Below are 13,785 nucleotides of genomic sequence, written 5' to 3' on the forward strand. Positions count from 1 at the left end.
TTTTATGGCTTTAGTGCATTTCATTCCCTAAGACAATTCCCTGTTATAATGGGCCTAAGCCGAAAACAGGGAGCCTGCCGTGCCGCAAGTGTTTGAAATGTTGCTGGCGGTCTTTGACCGCGCAGCGCTGATGTTAATCTGCCTATTCTTCCTCACTCGTACCCGTCTGTTTCGCAAGCTGCTACAGAAAGAGAGCCATAACCACACGGCGCTGGAACTCGCCGCCGCTACCGCGATTTTCTCGCTGTTTGCCATTTTCGGTACCCTATCGGGGATTAACGTCGAAGGCTCGCTAATCAATGTGCGCACCATCGCCATTATGTCCGGCGGAATACTGTTTGGCCCTTGGGTGGGGATTATTACTGGCCTGATTTCCGGCTCGCACCGTTATCTCATCGACATTCACGGCGTCACCTCGCTGCCCTGTCTGATAACCAGCATCGTGGCCGGGTTTACCTCGGGCTATATCAACCTGAAAGTGAAGAAAGCTAACCATTGGAAAGTGGGGATTGCCGCCGGAATGCTGTGCGAAGCCCTGACTATGGTGCTGATTTTGCTGATGGCGAAGCCGTTTTCGCTGGGGGTGGATATCGTCATGAGCATCGCCGCGCCGCTGATCCTCGGGGCCAGCTCCATCGGCCTGATTATCCTGCTGGTGCAAAGCGTGGCCGACGAAAAAGAGGTGATTGCCGCCCGCCAGGCGCGACTCGCCTTGGACATCGCCAATAAAACCCTGCCCTATTTCCGCCACATTGAAGGGCCGAATATTAACGCCCGTTCGCTGGAAAAGATTTGCAGTATTATCCGCGAAGATATCAACGCTGACGCCGTGGCCATTACCGATACCAAAAACATCTTGGCCTACGTTGGCGTGGGCGCCGAGCAGTACAACATCGGCCATGAGATCATCAGTGATATCACCAAAGCGACGCTGGAGTCCGGTCAAATCACCATTAAAAACAATGATGAAGTGGACCGCACGCCGGAGATCCACTCGCTGATTATCATCCCTCTATGGGAGAGCGGCGTAGTGACCGGCTCGCTAAAAATCTATTACTGCCACGCCCATCGCATCACCTATTCGCTGAAAGTGATGGCGGTCGGCCTGTCGCAAATTATCTCTACCCAGATGGAAGTGTCGCGAGCAGAGCAACTGCGCGAAATGGCCAATAAAGCCGAAATGCGCGCCCTGCAAAGTAAAATCAACCCACACTTTCTGTTTAACGCGCTGAATGCTATTTCATCGTCTATCCGCGCCCGGCCTGACACCGCGCGCCAGCTGATCATCAATCTGTCGCGCTATCTGCGTTACAATCTGGAGCTAAATGACGAGCTGATTGACCTGCGTAAAGAGCTGCATCAGGTGCAGGATTACATCGCCATTGAGCAGGCGCGCTTTGGCAGCAAGCTGACGGTTATCTATGATATTGATGACGATATCTCGGTGCAGATCCCCAGCCTGTTGATTCAACCTCTGGTTGAAAACGCCATCGTCCACGGCATTCAGCCGTGCAGCGGTAAAGGGGTGGTGGTGATTGCGGTGAAGCGTCAGGACAGTAACGTGAGAGTGTCGATTAAAGACACCGGACACGGCATAAATCAGGAAACCATTGACCGGGTGGCGAGAAATGAAATGCCCGGCAATAAAATCGGCCTGCTCAACGTTCACCATCGCGTTTCACTGCTGTATGGCCATGGGTTAACTATCCGCCGCCTTGAGCCAGGCACGGAAATTTCATTTTTGATCACCTCGGAAAATACCAATGAAAGCCATCATCGTTGAAGACGAAGTCCTCGCACAGGAGGAGCTGAGTTATCTGATTAATGCGCATAGCGAAATCAAAATCGAAGCCAGCTTTGACGACGGACTGGACGTGCTGAAGTATCTGCAAACCCATGAAGTGGATGCGATTTTCCTCGATATCAACATTCCGTCGCTCGACGGCGTATTGCTGGCGCAGAACATCAGCAAGTTCGCGCACAAGCCCTACATTATCTTTATCACTGCCTATAAAGAGCATGCCGCCGAGGCTTATGAAATCGAGGCTTTCGACTACATTCTCAAGCCGTATCACGAGTCGCGCATTGTCACCATGCTGCAAAAGCTGGAGATGCATTTTAAACGTGACAAACAGGCGCTAACCCAGCCCGCACCCAGCAGCAACCGCGCCAGCCACAGCATCAATTTGATTAAAGATGAGCGGATTATTGTTACTGATATCAATGATATCTATTACGCCGCGGCGCAGGAGAAAGTGACACAGGTCTATACCCGCAAAGAAGAATTCACCATGCCGATGAATATCACCGAGCTGTGCAATCGCCTGCCGGAAGAGCATTTTTTCCGCTGCCATCGCTCCTACTGTGTGAATTTGTCGAAAATCCGCGAAATCGTGCCGTGGTTTAACAACACCTATATTTTGCGCTTAAGCGATTTGGACTTCGAAGTGCCGGTCAGTCGCAGCAAAGTGAAGGAATTCAGAAGCTTAATGCGGTTTTAGCGAGAGTATTCTCCCCCGCAGCCGGGGGAGAAAAGAGAGGCAAGATTACAGCGTCATGCCCATCGACTGGCGCAGATAAGCCCCCGATCCCAGCAGCCCCGGCTGATCGTGAGTGATCAGGTAGACCGGAATGTCGTGCAGGTAGTCTTTAAAACGGCCTTTATCTTCAAAGGCGGCACGGAAACCCGAGGCCTTAAAGAACTCGAGGAAGCGCGGCACGATGCCACCAGCGATATACACGCCGCCGAAAGTGCCCATATTCAGCGCCAGATTGCCGCCAAAGCGCCCCATAATTACGCAAAATAGGGAGAGTGCGCGGCGGCAGTCGAGATTTTCATCACTCAGCGCCAGCTCGGTCACATCTTTCGGGGCGAAATTCTCCGGCACGCGGCCATCGGCTTTGACAATCGCGCGGTACAAATTCACCAGTCCCGGACCAGACAGAATACGCTCCGCGGAGACGTGGCCCATCTCGGCACGCAGCTGCTCGAGGATGATGTCCTCCTCTTCGCTGTTTGGCGCGAAATCAACATGCCCGCCCTCGCCCGGCAGGCTCAGCCAGCGTTTGTCAGCGTGGATCAGGTGGGCAACGCCCAAGCCGGTGCCCGCGCCGAAAATCACTGCCGGCTTGCCGTCTAACGGTTTTTTGCCGCCGAACTGCAACAGGTCTTGCTCCTGCAACATCGGGATAGCCATGGAGACGGCGGTGAAATCATTGATCACTTCCAGATGATCCAACTTCAGGTTGGCTTTCATCTCGGCAATCGAAAATGCCCACGTGTGGTTGGTCATCGCCACCCAGTCACCGGTGATCGGGCAGGCAATGGCAATACAGGCGTCTTTAACTTCGTGCTCTTGCTGCTCAAGATAGACGCGCACCACGTCTTCTAAACTTGGGTAATCCAAGCCAGAAAAGGTTTTAGAAGCCGAAATGGCTCCGCTGTCGAGCGCGCACAGTGCAAGACGACAGTTAGTACCGCCGACGTCCCCCACCAAGGAGTATTTGGTCATTTTCTTCTCCGAAAAAGTAGATTCTTAATCCTGTCTGGTCTGGAGGCCGGGTAAAAACGATAAAGACCGTTATTATCAATCGTTGAGGCTGGTTAAAACCCGCTTGCAGGACTATAAAAGTTTACAGAATAATTGTGGGCAAAATAGCGGTAATTGCTATAGCCTGCAACGCCCATTTGAGGCAACGCGTATTTATGCGGCGCGGCATCCAAAATAATGTCGCTAATGCCCAATTTCTTAGCCATCATTACGATACAAAGCCTGTGCTGAAGCCTCGAGCGAGTGCAGTTCATCATAAAAGGATATGTGCATGCTGCATCCCCGTGCGAAAACGATGTTGGTCTTTACTTTGCCCGCGTTGGTCATCGGCATCTTATCCAGCCTGATTCTGGTCGCCCTTATGCTGCTGGCGGGCGCGCTGCAAACCCTGCTCTGGCAGCACATTCCTTCTGCTCTGCATATTGATACCAGCTCGGCCAGTTGGACCTTATTTATGCTCACGCTAACCGGTTTGGGCGTCGGCGCGCTAATTAAGTATATGCCGGGCCACGCTGGGCCAGACCCCGCCACCGAATCGCTGATAGGCCCTCCCGTCGCGCTCAATGCCCTTCCCGGTTTGGCATTAGCCTTGATGCTGGGCCTGGCCGGAGGGGTGAGCCTCGGGCCGGAATACCCCATTACCGTGATTAACATTGCCCTCGCCGCCGCCGTGGGCCGCTTTTTGCTGCCAAAAGTCCCGACCATGGACTGGGTGATTTTAGCCGCCGCGGGCACCATCGGCGCACTGTTCGGCACGCCTATCGCCGCCGCGCTGATTTTTTCGCAAATGCTCGGTGGAGATAAAGATATTCCGCTATGGGACCGGCTTTTTGCGCCGCTGGTCGCCGCAGGCGCGGGGGCGCTGACCACCGATCAGTTCTTCGAGCCTGATTTCTCTTTGAATATCGACCCTTATGACGCTTCGCGCCTGGTGGATGTGTTCAGCGGCTCGGTGGTGGTGCTGATTGCGATTGCGATTGGCATGGTTGCCGTCTGGCTGTTCCCGCACGTGCATCGCCTGTTCCACAGCATCAAAAACCCGGTCCTGATGCTCGGCCTTGGGGGCTTTGTGTTAGGCCTTCTGGCCCTGATTGGCGGGGAAATTACCCTGTTTAAAGGGCTGGATGAGATGAAACAGCTGGCGGAGTCGGACCAGTTATTTGAAATTAGTTCGATGCTGGCGATAACCCTGACCAAGCTCGCCGCGCTAGTGGTGGCCGCCGCCTGTGGCTTTAGGGGCGGGCGCATCTTCCCGGCGGTGTTTGTCGGCGTTTCCCTTGGGCTGATGCTGCATCAATACGCGCCAGACGTGCCTGCTGCCGTCACCGTTTCTTGCGCCGTAATGGGCATGGTACTGGTGGTCACACGCGACGGTTGGCTGAGCCTGTTTATGGCCGCTGCCGTGGTGCCGGGCCTGAAACTGCTGCCGCTGCTGTGTATTGTGATGCTGCCAGCCTGGCTGCTGCTGGCAGGCAAACCGCTGATGCTGGTCAGCAAATATCTGCCTGCCCGCCAAGAGAATAAAGAAGCCGAGTAAAGGATTAACGGTCAGAAAGGGCGAACTCCGCCGCCGCCAGTGCATGGATGGCGGTGGTGTCAAACACCGGCACGCCGGCATCCTGCTGGCCGACCAGCAGCGTAATTTCCGTACAACCGAGAATAATTCCCTCCGCCCCCTGCTGCTCTAGCTCGCCCATGATGCGGCGATACTCTTCGCGAGAGGCGTCGCTGATTTCCCCCAGACAAAGCTCTTCATAGATGATGCGATGCACAATATTGCGGTCAGCTTCGTTCGGGGTCAGCACCTCAATGTGGTGTTTATCCTGCAGGCGGCCGCGATAGAAATCCTGCTCCATGGTGAATTTGGTGCCGAGCAGGCCAATGCGCTTCAGCCCCTGAGCTTTAATCTTATCCGCCGTCGCGTCGGCAATGTGCAGCAACGGCAGCCCGCCGATGCGCTCAATGTCATCTGCCACTTTATGCATAGTGTTGGTACAGACCACAATCACCTCTGCCCCAGCGCGCGCCAGCGCCTGTGCGGCATCACCGAGAACTTGACCAGCCTGCTGCCAATCCCCCTGGGCCTGTAATTTTTCAATATCGTAGAAGTCGACGCTGTGCAGGAACAGCCGGGCGGAATGTAATCCACCCAGCTGCTGTTTGACGTGTTCATTGATGGTGCGGTAGTACGGCACGGTGGATTCCCAACTCATGCCGCCAATTAATCCTAAGGTTTTCATCTGCTGTCACCCTGCCGACTCTATTTTGCGTGAGGGTAAAACATAACCGAGCGCGCCCCTGCTGACAAACAGTGACGCGCCCGGCGAGCAGAAAATTACTGTTTTGCTGAACAGGCTTTCTGAGCCGACTCATCGGCCAGACGCGCAGCGCGGCGCTCGACAATGCGCTGGCGCAAGGTGTCATACAGCCAGTTGTAGAACATGGTGTATGGCAGGAAGAACAGGAAGAAGCCAATTTCCAGCATAAAGGCGTTAAGCAGTGAAATGCCCAACCAGCCTGCGGCAATCGGCAGCCCCATCAATATAAATCCGCCCTCGAAGCCCAGCGCGTGGCAGACGCGTACTTTCAGGCTTCGCGCCACGCGGCTGACTGGCCAGAGACGATCGAAAATCGAGTTGTAAACGATGTTCCACAGCATCGCCGTGGTAGAGAGCAAAATCGCCAGGGTGCCCATTTCAAACATCGACTTGTTCAACAGCCATGCTGCAATCGGCGCGGAAATCATTACCGCTAAGGCTTCAAAACCGACCGCATGCAGGATGCGCTCGCCTAAAGATTTTTTACTCGCGAGTTGAGTATTTGTTTTTAACTTTGACATAAAGACCTGCCGTTATTCCTCAATAGGGTGAGTGACTTAGGTCACAGGTCGGCATTATCATCGCTAAATAAGATAGGTTAAAGATAGTTAATATCGATAAAATAGATGGATAAACCCTTAACCGCCAACCTGGAGATTGCCATGCGTTACTCGCCAGAAGCCTTAGTCGCCTTTGTGGAAGCTGCGGATACCGGCTCTTTCTCCGCCGCCGCACGCAAACTGCGCAAAAGCCAGTCCACGGTCAGCACCGCCATCGCCAATCTTGAAGTGGATTTGGGCCTGACGCTGTTTGACCGCAACAGCCGCCAGCCGGTGTTAACGCCGCAGGGCAAAAGGGTGCTCAATCACGTTCAGGCGATTTTGGCCGCCAGTGAGCGCCTTGATGAGCTGGCAATTCGCCTCTCCACGCAGGTGGAAACCCGACTGACCTTCGTACTTTCAGACACTTACCAGCCGACTCACCATGAGAATCTGCTCAAACGCTTTGAGCGGCGCTATCCCGACATTGAGTTTGAATGCCTGATTGCTGAGGATCAGGATGTGATTGATCTGCTGCAGGCTGGGCGGGCGCACATTGGCATGCTGGAAGTGCAGGACTCCTACCCGCCGGACATCGGCGTGGCGCGCCTGCCGGAGCAAACTGACATGGACATTTTTGTCAGTCGCGACCATCCGCTGGCCCAGCTTTCCAACATTCAGCCTGAGCAGTTGCACACTTTCCGCCAGTTAAGCCTCCAGCCCTATCGCCGCACCGAGACCCGGGCGCAGGGGCAAACCTGGTCCGCACCGAGCTATTTGATGCTGCTGGAAATGGCCGAGCAGGGCTTTGGATGGTCGGTACTGCCGCACTGGCTGGTGCGCCAGTTTGGGCATAACAAGCTGGTGACGTTACCGATGCGAGGTTGGCCGAAGCTGATTTCAGTGGACGCGGTGTGGAGTAAAAACAATCAGCCCGGCCCGGCGGGAAGTTGGTTCATCGACCAGCTAATCGATCCTTTGCTGGCCGATGAACCCTGAGTCATAAGTCCGGTTAGTCGCCGGAATTTCTCTTCGAGATAGACTTGCTGACTGCGTCCAATAGCTCGGGGATATCCATTTTCGGCACCACCACTTCCACCCAGGCCATTTGCGGTTTATCGCGCAGGGTGAACATCACCTGACTTAGCTGGTCGCGGCTTTCGACTCGCTGGCTGAGCACGTCCGGTCCGCCAAAGGCGGCGGGGAACAGGGTCCAATTCCAGCGCGCAATATCGTTGTAGCGCTGCGTCTCGCCATGGATAGCTCTTTCCACCGTATAGCCGTCATTGTTGATGAGGAAAATGTGGGTTTTTAAGCCGTAACGGATCGCCGCGCCCAGCCCTTGCAGGGTGAGCTGCGCCGAGCCGTCGCCAATAATCAGCACCACCCGACGCTCAGGCTCGGCAGTTTGCGCGCCAAAGGCGGCTGGCAGGGTAAAGCCAATCGAACCCCAAAGTGGTTGGACGATAACATCACACCCCTCGGGCAACGTGAGCGCCGCCGCGCCGAAGCTGGAGGTCCCCTGCTCCACCACCAGCAGATCGTTGGGTTGCAAGAATTCCTGCATTAATTGCCAGAAAACCTGCTGATCCAGCTCGCTGTTATCCGACGATGGCAGCGGCGTGCGGCTAAAGTCAGGCTTTTCCCACTGGTCGCGAAGTTCAGCGGTCAGCTGATGCAGCGCCTCGACGGCCTTGGCCATCGGTAGCTGATGGAACACCTGTTTACCAATGCGCACGCTGAAAGGTTCGAGTTCGATACAACCCTCTTCAGGCAGCTTTTGGGTGAATCCGGCGGTAATGGTATCGCCAAAACGCACCCCGACATTAATGACCACCTCGGCCTGCTCCACCACCTTCTTCACCACCGGGCAGCTCGCCGCGCCGGAGTAAGTGCCAGCAAAATGCGGATTCTGCTCGTTGAACAGCCCCTTGCCCATCAACAGCGTCGAGTGTGCCAACGGAACATCATCAACCCACTGCTGAAGTGCCTGTTTGGCTTTAAAACGGTCGGCCAGAAAATCCCCCAATACCGTCACCCGTCGCTTGTCGCGCAGCAGCTCGCGGGCGGTATCAGTGAAGGCGCTAAGAGAATCTTGGGAAAAGGCGGGCTGGAGAAGAGGCTGTTTGGTGGCACGGCTGGTGACAGGGAGCTTGGCGACGTCACTTGGTAGGAGAAGGTAGCCGGGCCGCGAGTGGTAAATCGCCTCGGCCACCACGCGGTCAATTTCCGCCAGCGCGTTTTCCGGGGTTAGCAACCCCTGCGCCACGCTGACCTGCCGCGACATCTCGGCAAAGCGAGCAAAGTTGCCATCGCCCATGGAGTGATGCAGCAATTCGCCTTTTTTCTGCGAGGAAAGCGGAGGCGCGCCGACAATATGAATCACCGGCAAATATTCGGCATAACTTCCCGCTACCCCATTGAGCGCGCTGAGTTCTCCCACGCCGAAAGTGGTCAGCAGAGCCGCCGCCCCCTTGCGTCGCGCATAGCCGTCGGCACCATAGGCGGCATTCAATTCATTGGTACAGCCCACCCAGGTTATTTGCTGGTGGCTAATCACGTGGTCGAGGAATTGCAGGTTGTAGTCGCCTGGCACGCCAAACAGGTGGGCAATATTGCTAAGTGATAGTCGGTCGAGGAGATAGTCACCTACGGTATAAGCATTACTCATCATGATCCCCTAATATTTTTAGCTTCTATAGTTGATAACTCTAGAAAGTATTGACGCAGATCGCCGATTAGGAAACGTGCGCCAAAAATTAGGGTTGGAAATTTTGCCTTACACCCCTGCCCGATTTAGGCGCAGGTTCCGTTATTCATCACAATGACTGATAGGCCGATGAGTCACATCCCAAGGTTGTTAACCCGCTCGCTGGAAAAATCTGTGGAAACGCATACACTAAAACGGCTTTTTATCATTCCTACGACTAAAAATAATAAGGTTAACTCTATGGCTTATCAGGCGAAACCTACGCGATATGAACAGATGCAGTACCGACGCTGCGGCCACAGCGGGCTGAAGCTGCCCGCCATCTCCCTTGGCCTGTGGCACAACTTTGGCGACAACGCGCACTTTGATAACGCGCGCCATTTGATTCGTCACGCCTTCGATAATGGCATCACCCATTTTGATTTAGCCAACAACTACGGCCCGCCGCCCGGCTCGGCTGAAACGCACTTTGGCCGCATTTTGCAGGAAGATTTACTGCCCTATCGCGATGAGCTGATTATCTCCTCCAAGGCCGGTTACACCATGTGGGACGGCCCTTATGGCGATTGGGGCTCGAAGAAATATCTGGTCGCCAGCCTCAATCAGAGCCTGAAACGCATGGGTCTGGAGTATGTGGATATTTTCTACCACCACCGCCCGGATCCCGACACACCATTGGAAGAAACCATGGCGGCGCTGGATCTCATCGTCCGTCAAGGGAAAGCGCTGTACGTCGGTTTGTCCAACTATCCGGCCGAGCGCGCCAAACAGGCTTTCGCCATTCTGCAACGCCTTGGCACGCCGTGCCTGATCCATCAGCCAAAATACTCGATGTTCGAACGCTGGGTAGAGGCAGATTTGCTCGACACGCTGGCGCAAAACGGGGTTGGGTCGATTGCCTTCTCCCCTCTGGCCGGTGGCGTGCTGACCGATCGCTATCTGGCGGGCATCCCGCAGGATTCGCGTGCGGCGAGCAGCAGCCAGTTCCTCACGACAGATCAGCTCACCGCCGAGAAGCTGGAAAAAGTGCGTAAGCTCAATGCCATTGCCGAAGCGCGCGGCCAAAAGCTGTCGCAAATGGCGTTAGCCTGGGTGCTGCGCGGCGACAGAGTGACCTCGGTGCTGATTGGTGCCAGTAAAACCAGCCAGATTGATGATGCCATCGGCATGCTCGGCAACCGCCAGTTTAGTGAGCAGGAGCTGGCTGAAATCGAAGGGATTTTGGTGTAAACGCTTTCCTATAAGGCGAATAAAGGAGAAAACGTTAGCTTTGTGTTAAGCCGCGTAAAACAATCAAAACAGGATTGTAAGCAATAGAATAGGTGTTGCCTTCCTCTTATAACTGTTAGCAGAAATTATAAGAGAGAGGAGGCGACATGATTAAGCCTTTATTATTCGGAAGTTTATTGTTTGCCCTGCTGCCTGCCGCGGCCCCCGCCGTGCAGGCCAGCAGCTTTAGCCTGAATACCCCTGGCCTTTCAATCAATATCGGTGACCGCGACCGTCGCGGTTACTACTGGGATGGTTATGATTGGCGTGATAGCCGTTGGTGGAACAGCCACCGTGGGCGTTATTACGGCGAACGCAGCCATCGCGGCTACTACTGGGACGGCGGCCGCTGGCGGGATCGCGGCTGGTGGAACAACCATCAGTCGCGGCATCGTCCGCCTCACGGTCACGCTTATGGTCACGATCGCGGGCATCATGGAAAACATGGGCATGGCGATCACGGTGGGCATGGCGGGCATGGCGGGCATGGCGGGCATCATCACTAATTTTCTCGCGCCCAACGAAAACGGGACAGTTTAGGCTGTCCCGTTTTTTATCTTTTTCACTATTTCCGTTTTACTTAAGCATGCCAATCAGCAAATAGAGGTTAAGGCTGACCACCAGCAGCACGATCACTCGCCCCGCCCACTGTATCCCTTTCGAATTGACCATTTCGCCCATCAGCTCGCGATTGCCGGTAAAGGCCAGCAGAGGCAGCAGCGCCAGCGCAATGCCGAAACTCAGCAGTACCTGACTCATCACCAGAATCCGCGTGGCGTCCAGCCCCATCATGATGACAATAAAAGATGGCGCCATGGTCACCGTGCGGCGCACCCACAGCGGAATATAGAATTTCACAAAGCCCTGCATCACCACCTGCCCGGCTAAGGTCCCGACCACGGTGGAGGAGAGGCCAGCCGCAACCAGACTCAGGCCAAAGGTGATGGCCGCCGCCTGCCCGAGCAAGGGTTCTAGCGTGAGATAAGCCTGATCCAACTCGCTAATGCCCTGATGCCCGCTAAAGTGGAAAGCCGCCGCGGCGGTAGCCATCATCGCCAGATTCACAAAACCGGCGATGGTCATGGCAATGCCGACATCCAGTTTGGTGGCTGAATAGCGCTGCGCCTTTGACGCGTCGCCCGCGCGCTGGGTTAATGAAGAGTGCAGGTAAATCACGTGCGGCATAATGGTCGCGCCCAGCACGCCAGCAGCCAGATACACGGCGTCGCTCGACGGTAAGTTAGGAATCAACATCCCCTTGCCCAGCGCCGCCATGCTTGGCTGCGAGAAGAACAGTTCGACGATATAGGCCGCCGCCACGAACAGCAGTAGGCCAGCAATCACCAGTTCGAGTGGCTTCTGCCCGCGTTTTTGCAGGGCGAGGATAATAAAGGTGGCGATCCCGGTCAGCACCGCGCCTTGCAGCAGTGAGACGCCGAGCAGCAATTTAAATCCAATGGCCGCGCCGATAAACTCGGCCAGATCGGTCGCCATGGCAATAATTTCAGCCTGAACCCAATAGGCCCAGACCGCCGGACGCGGGAAGCGATCGCGGATATGCTCGGCCAGATTTTTGCCGGTGGCGATACCCAGTTTGGCGGAGAGCAGCTGGATAAGCATCGCCATAATATTGGCCCACACCACCACCCACAGCAGTTGATAGCCATAGGAAGCACCGGCCTGAATATTGGTGGCGAAATTACCCGGATCGATATAGCCGATCGCGGCGATAAACGCTGGCCCCATTAGGGAAAGCTTTAATTTGCGGGAGGCGCGGCCGGAGGATTCGGCACGGCTGTTAAACATAGTCGTATTAACCTTACTATTGTTGCGCTTACATCAATCATATCTAATTGATAATGATTATCAAGTGCATTTAGATTGATCCAGCTGATTTCTCCGATAGGCACCAGAGACTCAGGGGCGAAATAGAGACGGTCGACCATATTTAGAAAACTATTACGGCTAATAATAAAGCTAGCACAACAATTCAACTTATGACTGATTTTATTAACATCTTGATTTTTTGTGTGGTCTGTTCAGAAATGTTGCAATCAGTGTCCGCAATTTCTATATTTGCAAGCCACTTCACGTTTTAAATGTACGCGTTACATAGAATGTCCGTCGAAATATAGCCTGCCTCTAATTTGGAGCACCCATGTCCCGAATACTGCACTTTGTATTAGCGTTGGCCGTTGTCGCTGTACTGGCCTTGCTGGTAAGTCGTGATCGTAAAAATATCCGTTTACGTTTCATCGCACAGCTGTTGGTCCTTGAAGTTTTATTAGCCTATTTCTTCCTCAACTCAGAGTTTGGATTAGGTTTCGTAAAAGGCTTCTCTGATCTGTTTGAGAAATTGTTAGCCTTTGCCGCAGAAGGGACCGGCTTCGTATTTGGAGGCATGAGCGATAAAGGATTAGCGTTCTTCTTCCTGAAAGTCTTGTGCCCAATCGTGTTCATTTCTGCACTGATTGGTATTTTGCAATACATCCGTATCCTGCCAATTATTATTCGCGCGATCGGTACGGTATTGTCAAAAGTCAACGGTATGGGGAAACTGGAATCCTTCAATGCCGTTAGCTCCCTGATCCTTGGTCAGTCTGAAAACTTTATCGCGTATAAAGACATTCTGGGCAAAATGTCAGAAAAACGTATGTACACCATGGCTGCTACCGCGATGTCGACGGTTTCTATGTCAATCGTGGGTGCTTACATGACCATGCTTGAGCCGCGTTATGTGGTTGCTGCGCTGGTTCTCAACATGTTCAGTACCTTTATCGTACTGTCACTGATCAACCCATATAAAGTTGATTCAGAAGAAGACCTGCAAATCGGCAACACCCATCAGGGTCAGAGCTTCTTTGAAATGCTGGGTGAATACATCCTGGCGGGCTTCAAAGTGGCGATCATCGTTGCTGCTATGTTGATTGGCTTCATCGCTCTGATTTCCTGCTTGAACGCGCTGTTCGACGTTGTTTTCGGTATCACCTTCCAAGGCGTGCTGGGTTATGTCTTCTACCCATTCGCATGGATCATGGGCGTACCGAGCCACGAAGCGCTGCAAGTGGGCAGTATCATGGCAACCAAGCTGGTTTCTAACGAATTCGTGGCCATGCTGGACCTGCAGAAAGTCGCAGGCGAGCTCTCTCCACGCGGCGTCGGCATCCTGTCTGTGTTCCTGGTTTCTTTCGCCAACTTCTCTTCAATTGGTATCGTTGCGGGCGCAATCAAGGGCCTGAACGAGAAGCAAGGTAACGTGGTTTCACGCTTTGGCTTGAAACTGCTGTACGGCTCAACGCTGGTGAGCGTGCTGTCTGCATCTATCGCCGGTCTGGTACTGGCGTAAGCGACAAACCTGCTAAACAGTTTCTAAAGGCGCTTCGGCGCCTTTTTTTGTG

Annotated in this window: 12 protein-coding genes and 1 pseudogene; 7 read left to right on the plus strand and 6 right to left on the minus strand. The window is 54.1% G+C overall.

Annotated features, from left to right (window positions below; genetic code table 11):
* The first annotated feature begins 79 nt into the window (after nucleotides 1-79).
* Nucleotides 80-1,783, plus strand: a complete 1,704-nt coding sequence (locus SBO83_RS06805; protein ID WP_396130951.1) for a LytS/YhcK type 5TM receptor domain-containing protein — start codon at nucleotides 80-82, stop codon at nucleotides 1,781-1,783.
* Nucleotides 1,764-2,501, plus strand: coding sequence for a LytTR family transcriptional regulator DNA-binding domain-containing protein (locus SBO83_RS06810; RefSeq protein WP_396130952.1), 738 nt, complete (start codon nucleotides 1,764-1,766; stop codon nucleotides 2,499-2,501). Before SBO83_RS06805 ends, SBO83_RS06810 begins: the two co-directional genes overlap by 20 nt.
* 45 nt (nucleotides 2,502-2,546) lie before the next feature.
* On the opposite strand, the gene glk is transcribed toward SBO83_RS06810, so the two are convergent.
* Both glk and SBO83_RS06820 read right to left on the minus strand, forming a co-directional pair.
* Entirely contained in the window at nucleotides 2,547-3,512 is a 966-nt protein-coding gene (gene glk, locus SBO83_RS06815; RefSeq protein ID WP_034791967.1) for a glucokinase, read from the minus strand.
* A 92-nt stretch (nucleotides 3,513-3,604) separates the two neighbouring features.
* Nucleotides 3,605-3,760: a hypothetical protein gene (locus SBO83_RS06820; protein WP_353502852.1), complete on the minus strand. Its 156-nt coding sequence runs from the start codon at nucleotides 3,758-3,760 to the stop codon at nucleotides 3,605-3,607.
* A 62-nt stretch (nucleotides 3,761-3,822) separates the two neighbouring features.
* On the opposite strand from SBO83_RS06820, the gene SBO83_RS06825 reads away from it, so the two are divergent.
* Entirely contained in the window at nucleotides 3,823-5,088 is a 1,266-nt protein-coding gene (locus SBO83_RS06825) for an ion channel protein (protein WP_396130953.1), read from the plus strand.
* Between the two features lie 4 nt (nucleotides 5,089-5,092).
* On the opposite strand, the gene SBO83_RS06830 is transcribed toward SBO83_RS06825, so the two are convergent.
* Both SBO83_RS06830 and SBO83_RS06835 read right to left on the minus strand, forming a co-directional pair.
* Entirely contained in the window at nucleotides 5,093-5,791 is a 699-nt protein-coding gene (locus SBO83_RS06830) for an amino acid racemase (protein ID WP_396130954.1), read from the minus strand.
* Between the two features lie 95 nt (nucleotides 5,792-5,886).
* Nucleotides 5,887-6,390, minus strand: a complete 504-nt coding sequence (locus SBO83_RS06835) for a multidrug/biocide efflux PACE transporter (protein WP_396130955.1) — start codon at nucleotides 6,388-6,390, stop codon at nucleotides 5,887-5,889.
* 141 nt (nucleotides 6,391-6,531) lie between these two features.
* Here SBO83_RS06835 and SBO83_RS06840 point away from each other — a divergent pair, with 141 nt between their 5' ends.
* Nucleotides 6,532-7,407, plus strand: a complete 876-nt coding sequence (locus SBO83_RS06840) for a LysR family transcriptional regulator (protein ID WP_034791975.1) — start codon at nucleotides 6,532-6,534, stop codon at nucleotides 7,405-7,407.
* Between the two features lie 13 nt (nucleotides 7,408-7,420).
* Here SBO83_RS06840 and SBO83_RS06845 read toward each other — a convergent pair whose 3' ends face one another.
* A complete protein-coding gene (locus tag SBO83_RS06845) occupies nucleotides 7,421-9,079 on the minus strand; it encodes a thiamine pyrophosphate-binding protein (protein ID WP_396131220.1) in 1,659 nt (552 codons plus the stop codon).
* Between the two features lie 279 nt (nucleotides 9,080-9,358).
* Here SBO83_RS06845 and mgrA point away from each other — a divergent pair, with 279 nt between their 5' ends.
* Nucleotides 9,359-10,348, plus strand: coding sequence for an L-glyceraldehyde 3-phosphate reductase (gene mgrA / locus SBO83_RS06850; RefSeq protein WP_100937319.1), 990 nt, complete (start codon nucleotides 9,359-9,361; stop codon nucleotides 10,346-10,348).
* 146 nt (nucleotides 10,349-10,494) lie between these two features.
* The gene (locus SBO83_RS06855) at nucleotides 10,495-10,893 is read left to right on the plus strand and encodes a DUF2502 domain-containing protein (RefSeq protein ID WP_396130956.1); all 399 of its coding nucleotides are present in this window, start codon (nucleotides 10,495-10,497) and stop codon (nucleotides 10,891-10,893) included.
* Between the two features lie 70 nt (nucleotides 10,894-10,963).
* On the opposite strand, the pseudogene SBO83_RS06860 reads toward SBO83_RS06855, so the two are convergent.
* Nucleotides 10,964-12,202, minus strand: a pseudogene (locus tag SBO83_RS06860) (Nramp family divalent metal transporter); the annotation flags it as partial.
* 343 nt (nucleotides 12,203-12,545) lie between these two features.
* Here SBO83_RS06860 and SBO83_RS06865 point away from each other — a divergent pair.
* Complete coding sequence (locus SBO83_RS06865; RefSeq protein ID WP_353502857.1) at nucleotides 12,546-13,733, plus strand: NupC/NupG family nucleoside CNT transporter; 1,188 nt, start codon at nucleotides 12,546-12,548, stop codon at nucleotides 13,731-13,733.
* Nucleotides 13,734-13,785 lie beyond the last annotated feature (52 nt).

The organism is Ewingella allii (genome assembly GCF_044430645.1).
Taxonomy (GTDB): Bacteria; Pseudomonadota; Gammaproteobacteria; order Enterobacterales; family Enterobacteriaceae; genus Ewingella; species Ewingella allii.